The following is a 12,545-nucleotide window of genomic DNA, read 5'->3' as shown; positions in this document are numbered from 1 at the left end:
GAATCCGGCGGCGGCCCGGCCGCGACCGCCCCGGTCGAGGCCGCCGAAGCGCCGCGGCCGCCGCCCCTCTGACGCGCCGCCGCCACCCTGAGCCACGTCACCGAGCCGAGCAGCCTCCACAACCAGCACTGGCTGTGGAGCCTCGATAGGTTATTCTGATCCAGGCCGAGGCGGCTGGCGGGGTCTCGGGCCAGGTGATCTGTGCGGTGATGTCGTTCGGCGGCTTTCTCGGCGTCGGCGAGCGCGTCCATCCGGCGCCGTGGTCGATGCTCGAATTCGACGTCGGGCGGAACGGCTGTGTGGCGCCGCTCGACAAGGCGGCGCTCGAGGCGGCGCCGCCCGCTGGAATCGCTCGGGGCCGGCGACGCCTGGCGGACGCGGCTGTTCGACCACTATGGGACCTACGGGGCCATTCCCTACATCTGAGGTCCGGCCGCTCGCGCGGCTCGTGCATTCCCGTCGCGCCCCCGCTATCTGGAGCGGGCCCGAGCGGGAGGAGCGGCCATGACCGAGACCATCGAACTGTCCCACTGGATCGGCGGCGAGAGGGTGGCGGCCGACCGGCCGTCGGAGAGCCTGAACCCGTCCGACACGCGCGACCTGGTGGCCCGCATCCCCGACGGCGGGGCGGACGAGGCGGACGCCGCCGTCGGCGCGGCCAAGGCGGCCTTCCCGGCCTGGTCGGAGGCCTCGCCGGAGGTTCGCTCGGACATCCTCGACCGGGCCGGAACCCTGGTCATGGAGCGCCGCGAGGCGCTGGGCCGGCTGTTGTCGCGCGAAGAGGGCAAGACCCTGGCCGAGGGGATCGGCGAGACCGTCCGCGCCGGCCGCATCCTCAAATATTTCGCCGGGGAGGCGCTGCGGGTCCACGGCCGCAACCTGGCCTCGGTGCGGCCCGGGGTGGAGATCCAGACCTATCGACAGGCCGTCGGCGTGTTCGGCCTGATCACGCCGTGGAACTTCCCCATCGCCATTCCGGCGTGGAAGGCGGCCCCGGCCCTGGCCTTCGGCAATACGGTGGTGATCAAGCCGGCCGGGCCGACGCCGGCCACGGCCGAGGCCCTGGTCGCCGTCCTGCACGAGGCCGGCCTGCCGAACGGGGTGCTCAACCTGGTGATCGGGCGCGGCGGCGTCGGCCAGGCCCTCGTCGACCACCCCGACGTGGCCGGGATCTCCTTCACCGGCTCCCAGGGCGTCGGCGCCGGCGTGGCCGCGGGGGCGGTCCGGCGCCAGGCGCGGGTGCAGCTGGAGATGGGCGGCAAGAATCCGCTGATCGTGCTCGACGACGCCGATCTCGACCGGGCGGTGATGATCGCGCTGGACGGCTGCTACTACGCCACCGGCCAGCGCTGCACCGCCTCCAGCCGGCTGATCGTCCAGGACGGCGTCCATGACCGCTTCGTCGCGGCCCTGGCCGAGAGGGTCGCCGCCCTGCGCGTCGGCCCGGCCCTCGACCCCGACACCCAGATCGGCCCGGCCGTCAGCGAGGATCAGCGCGAGACCTCCTACCGCTACATCGACATCGCCCGCGCCGAGGGCGGCCGCGTCGTCGCCGGCGGCGGCCGGCTGCAGCTCGAGACGCCGGGCTGGTACGTGCAGCCGACCCTGATCGCCGACACCGACGCCGGCAGCCGCATCAACAACGAGGAGGTCTTCGGCCCGGTCGCCTCGACCATCCGGGTCAGGGACTACGAGGCGGCGCTGGAGATCGCCAACGGGGTCGAGTTCGGCCTGTCCGCCGGCCTCGTCACCAGCTCCCTGAAACACGCCCGCGACTTCCAGCGGCGGGCGATGGCGGGGATGACCATGGTCAACCTGCCCACCGCCGGGGTCGACTATCACGTGCCCTTCGGCGGGGCCAAGGCGTCCAGCTACGGCCCGCGCGAACAGGGCTTCGCCGCGGTCGAATTCTTCACCCGGACCAAGACCTCCTACTCCGCCGGCTGAGTCCGGCGTGAACCCGTCGGCGAACGCGGCGTTGAACGGGAAAGGAGACTGTCATGGGCACTGCAGACCCGGTCACCCGCAAGGGCGCGGCTCCCGAACGGAGCGGGGGCGACGACCTCAGCGACGTCGAACTCGTCATCCGGCGCGCCCGGGCCGGCGACCTGACCGAGAACGAGGCGTTCGAGGACATCGACCGCATCGTGCGGCGCCGCGACCCGGCGGACTTCCACCAGAAGTCCTGGCTCTAGCCGGACGCCGGTCAGGCTTCGCGGAAGCCCGGGGGCTTCATCCCTCGTCGCAACCATCCGACCACGGATCAGGTGCTTTGTCCGCGCCGTCTAATATAACACGCCTGTCTGTTCGGCCTTCAGAATAGCCTGTACTCTGTTTTTGACATTGAGTTTCATGAATATGTTTCTCACATGCCATTTGACAGTGTCTTCGCTTATGCGATGCGTGAGTGAAATCTCCCGATTTGAGCAACCTTCTCTTATTTTCTGTAATATCGTCAGTTCTTTTCTCGTAAGAACGACAAGGTCCGGGCCTCCGGGCAAGCGAGGGCGGCGGTCGCCCGGCCGGGTTTCCGCTCGGCCAAGTTCTCCCTCGTCCGGGATGAGATCGAGCAGGGGCGCCGCGATCGGCCCCAGGGCCTCGAGAGCCCGTCGCTCATCGAGCAGCGTGCGACGACACCCCAGCCGGGAGGCGATCTGGACGGCGTCCGTCGCGCGTTGGCCGGCGACGACCTCCCTCTCCGTCGCCGCGTAAGCCGCCGCGCCGCAGAGCAGGGCGGAAATCTCCAGCCGGCCCAGTCCGGACCGTCGCGCGTGGCCCAAGGCGGCGTTGGCCAGACGGCCGGCGAGGTGGAATCTTTCCTGCCGCACCGCGATGCGAGCCTCCGTCAGCGATCGCCGCGCCCGGAGATAGGGACCGTGGGACGAGAGAAAGACGGGGTCGTTGCGGCCGGGCAGAAGGGCGGTCGCCCCCTCCGGATTCGCGGCGGCCAACAGATCGGCGAGTTCCAGCCGCGCGAGCGCGTCGAGTCGCGCGAAGCCGAATTCCGCCGCCGTCGCCCGCATGTCCTGGAGCAGCGCCATGGCGGCGTTCAGATCGCCGTTGCGCCGGGCGATCGCCGCGGCGGTGCGATAGGCGGAGAAGGTAAAGTCGACCACGCCGTGCCGGCGGGCGAAATCGAGGATTTCATCGACGCGCGTTTCGATGCCGTCCGGGCGGCCGGTCTCGTATCCGAGTTCGAATTCCAGCGTATTCAGAAGGCTGGCCGAAAACGGCGTGGAGTCGATCCGGGCGTTGTCGTCGTCGCGGGCCTGTGCGAGCAGATCGGCGGCCGCATACATGTCGCCCCGGGAAAGCGCCGCGAAAATCGTCGCGCTGTGGAGCCAGCCCAGGGCATAGCGGTGATGGGAGATGTTGTTGACCGACGAAGCCTCGATCCACAGGGCTCTTTGATCATCGAACCGGTGTTCGCTGGTGGCGATGAAGCAAAGGCAGGTGAGGATGGCGCCTTTGCAGACCAGATCCGCATCGCGGTAGGATTCGAGCCAGGCTTCGCATTGGCGCCGGCTTTCGATGAAATCGTCACTGGTCGCCTCGCCGATGGCGGCGATCAGATCGCGCCAGCATTCCATCTGCCGGGCCGTGTGCCGATCGAAGGCGGCGAGATCGACGGCGCGCAAATCGGCCAACAGGCCGGTCGCCCGCTTGTGATCGTGGCTGAAGATCTGGGCCCAGGCCAGGCCGAGGGCGATTGTCGGGGTCCCGGCCACGACCGCGGCGGAGAAACTGCCTTGCCAGGATTGGATCTGATCGATCTCGCCCTGCCGCAGGGCGATATCCATCATGTTCTCGGACGCCACCTCGGCGGCGGAGTCGGTCTCGCCCGCGCGCAGGGACATGCTGATGCTCTCGCGGCTGTTGCGGTTTTGTCTCTGCCACCCGGCGGCGCGGGCCAGGAGCTTCGAAATCGCGTCGCCGTGCTGGATGGAAAATCTGTGTTCGAGAAACTCACGGAGCAAAGGATGGAACCTGTATGCGCTCTGCGTCCGGTCCACGGGCTGTAACAGCATCCGTCCGACGGAAAGTTTTTCGATGCAGGCGGCGGCATCGGTTCTGTCGAACACATAGTTGAAATATTCCGCCGAGACATCTCCCAGAATCGAGGCGTCGATGCAGAATTCCAGAAGGTCGCCGTCAAGAGATTTCAAAAAATCTCCGCTGAAATACTTACAGAGATCGGAATCCCGTCCCGTGATCCGATCGATCACCAACCGGTCCGAAGCAGATCGGCTGTCCGCCGCCGCCTGAACCAGAAGCTGGAATATCGCCGGCCAACCCTGCGTCCGCCTCCACAGGGCGTCAGCCTCGGATTCCGTGAGACGAGCGGCCGGCCCGGCGTTGGCGATCGCCTTGGCCTCGTCCAGGGTGAAGGCCAGCGCCCCGGCCCTCAGTTCCTGGATCTCATGGCGGGCCTTCATCCGCGCGAAGCCGGCGTCCGCCGCGGTCGCGGCGACGAACCGGGTTTCGGCCGGCGCGGCCAGCATGAAGTCCTCGATCGGGTCCATGGACCGCGGATCGAATTCGATGTCGTCGAAACAGATGAGGACCCCCGGTCCGGACGGGTCCCTGGTCTCCCAGAGCCGATCGGCGAGTTCATCCAGGCTGGAGGGCCGGTCCCGGACCCGGACGGGCGGCGCAGCCTGGCCGGCGGCGGCGCACGGGGAAAGTTGCGCGCCGAGCCGTTCCGCGACGGTCCGCAGGTCGCCGCGGCAATCCCGGATGGAAACCCAGGCCGCCGGCCCGCGGCCGCGACGATGGTCCAGCCAGCGCTGGGCCATGGCCACGCTCTTGCCGTAGCCCGGCGGGGCGCGCAGCAGACGGCAACGCGTCGTCTCGTGTCCGGCGGCGAAAAGGCGAGGGCGCGCGAGACATCCCGAGACGAGAGGCGCCAGCCTGTCCTCGACCGAAGCCGCCGTCGACACGCGCTGGCGGGGACGAGGGCCGCCGGCCGGGGGCCGCGCCCCGGTCACGGACGGATGGGCCCGCTCGCCGTCATCCATGCCGGCGCCTCCGGTCCCGGCGGACGCCGGTCCGCCTCCGCCTCCCCGAAAAGGCCGCGCCATGATCACCGGCCTCGCCGACGTTGTCGCCGGCCGTGGCCGGGGAGGCGAGCGGACCGGCCAGACCGCCGGCGCCGAGAATCAACCCGGTCTTCATGGTCGTTTCCTCCTTGGCAGTCGTTGGAACATCCGGGCGATCCGGAAAACCCGAACCTTTGCGGAAGGCGCGGTTCCGGCGCCCCGCCCGGCCGTATCAGGCGGCTAACTCCTTCATGGTTGTCGTCGGGTCCGCGAGCTTTTCAACATCGACGGCCCGTCGACTGGCGATCAGCTGCCTGCCGATCACGAATTCCTGCGGCGAGTTGATCGCCTCGACGGATTGAATCCGGTCGCCCTTCAGGTGGAATATGGCGAATCGGGCGGTGGCGGGATCGCCGCGAAGAAGGACGCGATCGACGTCGAAGGCATAGCCGGCGATCTGCAGCTTCAGATCGTACTGGTCCGACCACTGCCATGGCGCCTCGCCCGGCGGGGGGGCGCGGCCGACGATGGCGCTGGCGGCCTGTCTGGCCTGTTCGATCGCATTGGGCACGCTCTCCATGCGGAACATGCGATCATAGATGGGCATCGGCCGGCGGGCCACGTCGCCGATGGCGAAGACCGCCGGGTCCGCGGTGCGGGCTTCCAGGTCGACGGTGACGCCGCGGGCGGTGTCCAGGCCGGCGTCCCGCGCAATCTCCTCATTGGGCGTGGCGCCGACGCCGATCAGGGCGGCGTCGCAGGCGATCGTGCGGCCGTCGTCGAGCCTGACGCCGGCGACGCGTCCGTCCCGCCCCTCGAAGCCGGCCACGGTCGCCCCCAGTTCGAAGCCGACGCCCCTTTTGCCGTGGTAGTCGAGGAAGAAGGTGGAAAGCTCCGGGCCGGCGACCCGGGCGAGCAGCCGCGGCTCGCGTTCGATCACCACCACCTCCGCGCCGAGCGCGCGCGCCGACGCCGCGACTTCCAGACCGATATAGCCGCCGCCGATCACGGCCAGCCTCAGACCGGGGCCGATGGCCGCCCTGAGCCGTCTCGCGTCGGCGACCGTGCGCAGCTCGACCAGGCCCCGCAAATCCGCCCCCGCGACCGGTAATTTGATGGCCCGCGCGCCCGTGGCGATGATGAGGACGTCGTAGGTCAGCACCTCGCCGGTCGAAAGCGTCGCCGCCCTGGATTCGCGCGCCAAGGCTTCCGCGCGGACGCCGCAACGGAAGTCGATGTCATGTCCGGCATAAAAGCCCGGAGGCTTCAGGTCGAGCGAAACGGCCTCGGGTCCGTCCGTGAGCCAGGCCTTGGAAAGGGGCGGACGCTGATACGGGGCGACGGGCTCCTCGCCCACGAGGGTGATGGGTCCCGCATGGCCGTACTGGCGCAGCAGGGCGGCCGCCGTTCCCCCCGCATGGCCCGCTCCCAGGATCAGAACATGTGCGTCCGGCCGGCTCATGGAAGCCCCTCTCGAAGACAGACGACCGTCGTATGGACAATCCGAACCCGGGCCGGTTGGCGATCCCTTTCAGATAAGACCCCCGGCCCGGAAAAGAACCACACTTTAGTAGGGTTGCAGGACGAGCCATTGAGGGGGCGATATGAAAAAACAATGCAACAGTTCCGGTCGCGAATGGTCGGAAATTATATAGAACGCGGCACAGCGCGTCCGTAATGGAGGAAAAGAGGCGACAATGACCAGCATGGCGCAAATTTCGACCCCGGATCTGGGTTCTGCTCGATACATCGATCGAAAGCGGTATTTGTGGATGCTGTCGGTCGTCTGGCCGGCGGCGCCGATGATCGGCCTCTATCTCGTCAACCTGACGGGCTGGAGCGTCTTCTACGCCCTGACCATGATCATCTGGTACGGGGTGATCCCGCTCCTGGACGTGCTGTTCGGCAACGACCCCAACAATCCCCCGGATGCGGCCATGGCGCGGCTTGAGGCGGATCGGTACTACCGGATTCTGACCTATCTCACCGTGCCCGTGCACTATGCCTCGCTCATCGTCTCGGTGTGGTGGGTGGCGACCCAGCCGATGGCCTGGTGGGAGATCGTGGTGCTCGCCCTGTCCCTGGGCATCGTCAACGGCCTGGCGCTGAACACCGGTCATGAACTGGGCCACAAGAAGGCCGCCTTCGAGCGCTGGATGGCCAAGATCGTTCTGGCCGTGGTCGGCTATGGCCATTTCTTCATCGAGCACAACAAGGGTCACCATCGCGACGTGGCGACGCCCGAGGATCCCGCCACATCCCGGATGGGCGAGAACATCTACAAGTTCTCGCTGCGCGAAATCCCCGGCGCCTTCAGCCGCGCGTGGGAGTTGGAAAAGGTGCGGCTGGGCCGGGCCGGCAAGAGCGTCTGGAGCCTCGAGAACGAAATCATCCAGCCCCTGCTGATCACCATCGCGCTCTACACATCCCTGGTGCTGGTGTTCGGACCCGATCCGAAGCTCCTGGTGTTCCTGCCCATTCAGATGGCCTTCGGCTGGTGGCAGCTGACCAGCGCCAACTATATCGAACACTATGGTCTGCTGCGCGAGAAGACGGCGGACGGGCGCTATGAGCGCGCCCAGCCCCGACATTCCTGGAACAGCAATCACATCGCCTCGAATCTGATCCTGTTCCATCTCCAAAGGCATTCCGATCACCACGCCCATCCGACCCGCAGATACCAGTCGCTCCGGGATTTCCCTGGCCTGCCCGAGTTGCCGACCGGCTATCCCGGCATGTTCTTCATAGCGATGATCCCGCCCCTGTTCCGATCCGTCATGGACCGCCGCGTGGTGGAGTGGGCCGACGGCGACCTCGGCAAGATCCAGATCGACGGCGCGAGCCGGAGACGGATCCTCCGGAAATTCGGCGCGACCCCGCGCGAACGGGTCCGGGCGTAAGGGCCACCCCACCCTGAAATCCGCGGAATACCGGAAGGCCCCGGGCGGGGTCTCGCCGGGGGGGACACCGATGCCGGCGACCGGGAATGCGGTCGGTCGCCGGCGGGGCCTCGCGCGAACAACACACAACCAATGAGCAGGTGAAGGAATCAGGACTCCATGGCGAGATACCAGTGCCCCGATTGCAGATACGTCTATGACGAGGCCAGGGGCGAGGCCCACGAGGGCTTCCCGCCGAATACGCCCTGGTCGAAAATTCCCGACGACTGGGCCTGCCCGGACTGTGCGGTGCGCGACAAGCCCGACTTCGTTCTGCTGGGGTCCGATGACGCCGGCGGCCGGGCGGCGGCGGCGGCGCCGGCGGCCGGAGAGGCGCCGTTCGCGAAATGGCACTGCGTGACCTGCGGCCACATCTATGACGAGGCCTTCGGCGACCCCGACACGGGCGTGGCGCCCGGCACCCGTTGGGCGGATGTCCCCGCCGACTGGTATTGCCCGGACTGCGGCGCGACCAAGGAAGCATATGAACCTTATGGATAATCTATCGGGGCGGAGGATCGCCTTCCGGCCTGGCGACCAGGCGAATTCCTTGGGGAGGGCCGAATGAGCGTTCGTGCAGTCACCGGCCCGGCGCCGGTTCATCCTGGCGTCGAAGGGTCGGTCGAGTCCCTGTTCGCATCCCAGCGCCGGGCGGCCGTCGAGAACCGGGCGAAATTCACGCTGAAGGCGCGGCTGGCCATGCTGTCGCGACTGAAGGCGACGATGAAACGTCGGGAACGCGACATCATCGACGCCCTCCACGCGGATTTCCGGAAGCCCGAATCCGAAGTGCGTCTGACCGAACTCTTTCCGGTCTATCAGGAAATATCCCATGCCCGGCGCCACCTCCGATCCTGGCTGAGGCCGCACCGGGTTCACGCCTCGCTGGGGATGTTCGGCACCGCCGCCGAGGTCCGCTACCAGGCCAAGGGCGTCTGCCTGATAATTTCCCCCTGGAACTATCCGGTCAATCTCAGTTTCGGACCCCTGGTCTCGGCCCTGGCGGCCGGAAACACCGCCATCATCAAGCCCTCCGAACTGACGCCGGCGACGTCGGCCCTGATCGGGGACATCGTCGAGGAGACCTTTCCCAGCGATCTCGTCGCCGTCTGCGAAGGCGACGCCCAGGTTTCACAGGCGCTGCTGGATCTGCCCTTCGATCACATCTTCTTCACCGGCAGCCCCCAGGTCGGCAAGATCGTCATGGCGGCCGCGGCGAAACATCTGGCGTCCGTGACGCTCGAACTGGGGGGCAAGTCTCCGACCATCGTCGATTCGACGGCGAATATCGCGCACGCGGCCCGCAAGATCGTCTGGGGCAAGTTCGCGAACAATGGCCAGACCTGCATCGCTCCGGATCATGTCTATGTCGCTCGCGACCGGGCCCCGGCCCTGGTCGACGCGCTTCGCCGCGAGATCAGGCGGGTCTACGGGCAGACGGCCAGCCAGCAGAAGAACGGTCCGGACTACTGCCGGATCGTCAATCGGCGGCATTTCGAACGTCTGAGCGCCCTGACCGACGATGCGACATCGCGCGGCGCCGTCGTCCTGGAAGGCGGGGTTCGAGATCCAGGCCAGAACTACTTCTCGCCGACCATCATCAGCGGAATCACGCCTCAGATGGCGATTTCCGAGGAGGAGATATTCGGTCCGGTCCTTCCCATCATAGAATATGGCGATATCGACGACGTCGTAGATGCGATCAACGCTGGCCCAAAACCCCTCGCCATCTACATCTACGGCAACGACAACGCCGTCCAGGACCGTATCATCGACGGAACCAGTTCAGGCGGCGTCTGTGTCAACCACAACGTTGTCCATTTCCTACACCCAAACCTGCCGTTTGGTGGTGTAAACAACAGTGGAATCGGATCGGCTCATGGATTCTACGGTTTCAAGGCCTTTTCTCACGAGCGATCAATATTGAAAGACAAGTTTTCGATATTGGAACTTCTCTTCCCGCCCTACACGGCACGGGTAAAACAACTCATAGAGCTGACCGTCCGTATTCTCGGATAAAGGAAACCAATGCATCAGAGGGGGGAAGGTCATGTTTGACTATATCATTGTGGGAGCGGGATCCGCCGGATGCCTGCTGGCCGAACGTCTGTCGGCAGATCCGAAGACCCGCGTCTGCCTGCTCGAGGCGGGTCCGCCGGATCGCAGCGCGTTGATCCACATGCCCATCGGCATCGCCCTTCTTTCGAAGAGCAAGACGCTCAACTGGGCCTTTGACACCGAACCCCAGGCCGCGCTCGACAATCGCCGGCTGTTCTGGCCGCGAGGCAAGACGCTCGGCGGGTCCAGTTCGATCAACGCCATGGTGTATATCCGCGGCCATCGGGATGACTACGATGGCTGGGCCGAGGCGGCCGACCCGATCTGGTCGTACGAGAATGTGCTTCCGCTGTTCAAGCGGATGGAGGCCAATGAAAGGTTCGGGAACGACGAGTTTCATGGCGGCGACGGCGAGCTTCACGTCAGCGACCTGCGAACCTTCAACCCCCTGAGCGGGGCCTTCGTCGAAGCCGGACAGGAGATCCAGCTCCCGCACATCGCGGACTTCAATGGAAAAACCCAGGCCGGCGTCGGCCGTTATCAGGTTACGCAGCGCCGGGGCCGGCGCTGGAGCTCCGCGCGCGCCTTTCTTTCCAGGGCCAAGGGCCGCCCGAACCTGACCATCCTTACGGGCGCGCGGGCGACCCGGGTCATCCTGGAGGGCCGCAGGGCGGTCGGGGTGACCTATTCGGCCGGGGGCAGGCTGGCCGATGTGCGCACCAACGGCGGGGAGGTCATCCTGTCGGGCGGGGCGGTCAATTCGCCCCATCTGCTGTTGCTGTCGGGCATCGGCGACGCCGCCGAGTTGAAAGCCCACGGCATTCCGGTGGTCGTCGACAATCCCGAGGTCGGAAAAAATCTGCAGGATCACCTCGACATCACGATCATGCATGAATCCAGGGACCGCACGCCGATCGGCGTCGCCTTGTCGTTCATTCCGCGGGCCCTGGCGGGGATTCTTTCATACGCCTTCCTGGGCCGGGGCTTCCTGACGAGCAATGTGGCGGAATCCGGCGGCTTCATGAAAAGTTCGCCCGACCGGCCGCGGCCGAACATCCAGTTCCACTTCCTGCCGACCCTGTTGAAGGACCATGGCCGGGAACTCGCGTTCGGATACGGCTACACCCTGCACGTCTGCGATCTGCTGCCCAGGAGCCGGGGAAGGATCGGGCTGAAAAGCTCCGATCCGCTCGACGACCCGCTGATCGACCCGCGCTACCTGTCCGCCCCGGAAGACATCCAGACCATGGTCGCGGCGGTGAAGCTGGGGCGGCGAATCCTGTCGGCGCCCTCGATGGCGGCCTATTCCAGGACCGAACTGGTTCCGGGGGCGGCGGTCCAGACCGACGCGGACATCGTGGCGGACATCCGGCGGCGGGCCGAGACGATCTACCATCCCGTGGGAACCTGCCGGATGGGGCGTGACGCGGGCTCGGTCGTCGATCCGGCGCTCCGCGTGCGCGGGGTGCAGGGCCTGCGGGTCGTGGACGCCTCCATCATGCCCACCCTGGTGGCCGGCAACACCAACGCCCCGACGATGATGATCGCGGAACGGGCCGCGGAACTCATTCTCGGCAAGACGAGACTGGCCTCCGACGCTTCCGGGAGCCGCCCCGTGAGCCCGCCGCCGAAAAGAGACGGAACCGGAGCCGCGCGGGACAGGCGCGCGGCCGACGCCTGAAGTCACCGCAAACCATCAACAAGGGCCGATCCCGCCAACAGGGACGGCCCACCAGGGAGGACAGTTCCATGAGTCAGAATGGCAAATCCATATCCATAGGGCTTTCGCAATTCGCCGCGGCGGTCGCCGCCTTCAGCATGGTCTCGGCCCAGGCCGCTTCGGCCCAGGATGCGGGCGATTTCCGGCGGTGGGCCGTCAGCGTGAATGCGACCCAGGTCTTCGTGGACGAGGAGGCGGCGGACCTCACCCTGGGCGGCGGGCCCGTCCCCGGCGCCGAGGTCAGCATCGACGATGTGAGCTCGGTGACCGTCGATGTCGGATATTTCTTCACGCCCAACATCGCGGGGAATCTGTTTCTGGGGGTGCCGCCGACCGCGGAAATCGACGCCGCCGGCTCCATCGCGCCCCTCGGAACCCTGGCCGAGGTCGACTTCGGTCCAGTGATCCTGTCGGCCCAGTACCATTTCAACGGCCTCGGCCCGGTCCATCCCTATCTCGGGCTGGGCGTCGGACGAATCGTCTTCCTGAACAAGAGCGACAAGGCGCTGACCGGTTTCGACATCGAGGACAGCTGGGCCCCGGCGGTCCAGGCCGGCGTTCGCTACGACCTCAATCCGGCCTGGATGCTGAACGCCGACGTCCGCTACGTTCCCTTTTCGACGGACGCGTCCGGATCGCTGGGGGGCGCGCCGGTGCGGGCGACCCTGGACATCAAGCCGATCCTGGCGAATGTGGGACTGGCCTACCGGTTCTAGAGCAATCGTCGCTTGAGTTGACGCGCCTTCTGCTCGCTGGGCCCGACGAAAGCTGGTTCATCACAAGGAGCAC

Annotated in this window: 9 protein-coding genes and 1 pseudogene; 8 read left to right on the top strand and 2 right to left on the bottom strand. The window is 66.8% G+C overall.

What is annotated here, in order from left to right; all coding sequences use genetic code 11:
* The first annotated feature begins 504 nt into the window (after positions 1 to 504).
* Together Q0588_RS09955 and Q0588_RS09950 are read left to right on the top strand one after the other, a co-directional pair.
* Positions 505 to 1,947, top strand: a complete 1,443-nt coding sequence (locus Q0588_RS09955) for an aldehyde dehydrogenase family protein (protein ID WP_298745798.1) — start codon at positions 505 to 507, stop codon at positions 1,945 to 1,947.
* Between the two features lie 53 nt (positions 1,948 to 2,000).
* Positions 2,001 to 2,195: a hypothetical protein gene (locus Q0588_RS09950; protein ID WP_298745797.1), complete on the top strand. Its 195-nt coding sequence runs from the start codon at positions 2,001 to 2,003 to the stop codon at positions 2,193 to 2,195.
* A gap of 90 nt (positions 2,196 to 2,285) precedes the next feature.
* On the opposite strand, the gene Q0588_RS09945 is transcribed toward Q0588_RS09950, so the two are convergent.
* Together Q0588_RS09945 and Q0588_RS09940 are read right to left on the bottom strand one after the other, a co-directional pair.
* Positions 2,286 to 5,018 carry a LuxR C-terminal-related transcriptional regulator gene (locus tag Q0588_RS09945; RefSeq protein WP_298745796.1) on the bottom strand — a complete coding sequence of 911 codons (2,733 nt, stop codon included), beginning with the start codon at positions 5,016 to 5,018 and terminating at the stop codon, positions 2,286 to 2,288.
* 253 nt (positions 5,019 to 5,271) lie between these two features.
* On the bottom strand, positions 5,272 to 6,501 hold the full coding sequence (locus tag Q0588_RS09940; RefSeq protein WP_298745795.1) for an FAD-dependent oxidoreductase: 1,230 nt from the start codon (positions 6,499 to 6,501) through the stop codon (positions 5,272 to 5,274).
* 310 nt (positions 6,502 to 6,811) lie between these two features.
* Between Q0588_RS09940 and Q0588_RS09935 the strand changes: the two genes are divergently transcribed.
* The 6 genes and pseudogenes from Q0588_RS09935 (at position 6,812) to Q0588_RS09910 (ending at position 12,472) form a co-directional block, all read left to right on the top strand.
* Positions 6,812 to 7,939: an alkane 1-monooxygenase gene (locus Q0588_RS09935; RefSeq protein WP_298745800.1), complete on the top strand. Its 1,128-nt coding sequence runs from the start codon at positions 6,812 to 6,814 to the stop codon at positions 7,937 to 7,939.
* Positions 7,940 to 8,098: 159 nt separating this feature from the next.
* Positions 8,099 to 8,230 (top strand): annotated as a pseudogene (locus Q0588_RS09930) (rubredoxin); the annotation flags it as partial.
* Between the two features lie 105 nt (positions 8,231 to 8,335).
* A complete protein-coding gene (locus Q0588_RS09925) occupies positions 8,336 to 8,479 on the top strand; it encodes a rubredoxin (RefSeq protein ID WP_298745799.1) in 144 nt (47 codons plus the stop codon).
* A 63-nt stretch (positions 8,480 to 8,542) separates the two neighbouring features.
* Entirely contained in the window at positions 8,543 to 9,997 is a 1,455-nt protein-coding gene (locus tag Q0588_RS09920; protein WP_298745794.1) for an aldehyde dehydrogenase family protein, read from the top strand.
* A gap of 31 nt (positions 9,998 to 10,028) precedes the next feature.
* Complete coding sequence (locus tag Q0588_RS09915) at positions 10,029 to 11,717, top strand: choline dehydrogenase (RefSeq protein WP_298745793.1); 1,689 nt, start codon at positions 10,029 to 10,031, stop codon at positions 11,715 to 11,717.
* A 68-nt stretch (positions 11,718 to 11,785) separates the two neighbouring features.
* Positions 11,786 to 12,472, top strand: a complete 687-nt coding sequence (locus Q0588_RS09910) for an OmpW family outer membrane protein (protein ID WP_298745792.1) — start codon at positions 11,786 to 11,788, stop codon at positions 12,470 to 12,472.
* The last annotated feature ends 73 nt before the right edge of the window (positions 12,473 to 12,545 follow it).

This window comes from uncultured Brevundimonas sp. (assembly GCF_937870815.1).
Lineage (GTDB): Bacteria > Pseudomonadota > Alphaproteobacteria > Caulobacterales > Caulobacteraceae > Brevundimonas.
Note: the sequence above shows the minus strand (reverse complement) of the source record. Positions and strands in the feature narration are given on the sequence as shown.

Bases quoted from the DNA above. Each gene is read 5' to 3' on its own strand.
- Q0588_RS09955 (WP_298745798.1), top strand. From the start codon at position 505: ATGACCGAGACCATCGAACTGTCCCACTGGATCGGCGGCGAGAGGGTG.
- Q0588_RS09950 (WP_298745797.1), top strand. From the start codon at position 2,001: ATGGGCACTGCAGACCCGGTCACCCGCAAGGGCGCGGCTCCCGAACGG.
- Q0588_RS09945 (WP_298745796.1), bottom strand. From the start codon at position 5,018: ATGGATGACGGCGAGCGGGCCCATCCGTCCGTGACCGGGGCGCGGCCC.
- Q0588_RS09940 (WP_298745795.1), bottom strand. From the start codon at position 6,501: ATGAGCCGGCCGGACGCACATGTTCTGATCCTGGGAGCGGGCCATGCG.
- Q0588_RS09935 (WP_298745800.1), top strand. From the start codon at position 6,812: ATGCTGTCGGTCGTCTGGCCGGCGGCGCCGATGATCGGCCTCTATCTC.
- Q0588_RS09920 (WP_298745794.1), top strand. From the start codon at position 8,543: ATGAGCGTTCGTGCAGTCACCGGCCCGGCGCCGGTTCATCCTGGCGTC.
- Q0588_RS09915 (WP_298745793.1), top strand. From the start codon at position 10,029: ATGTTTGACTATATCATTGTGGGAGCGGGATCCGCCGGATGCCTGCTG.
- Q0588_RS09910 (WP_298745792.1), top strand. From the start codon at position 11,786: ATGAGTCAGAATGGCAAATCCATATCCATAGGGCTTTCGCAATTCGCC.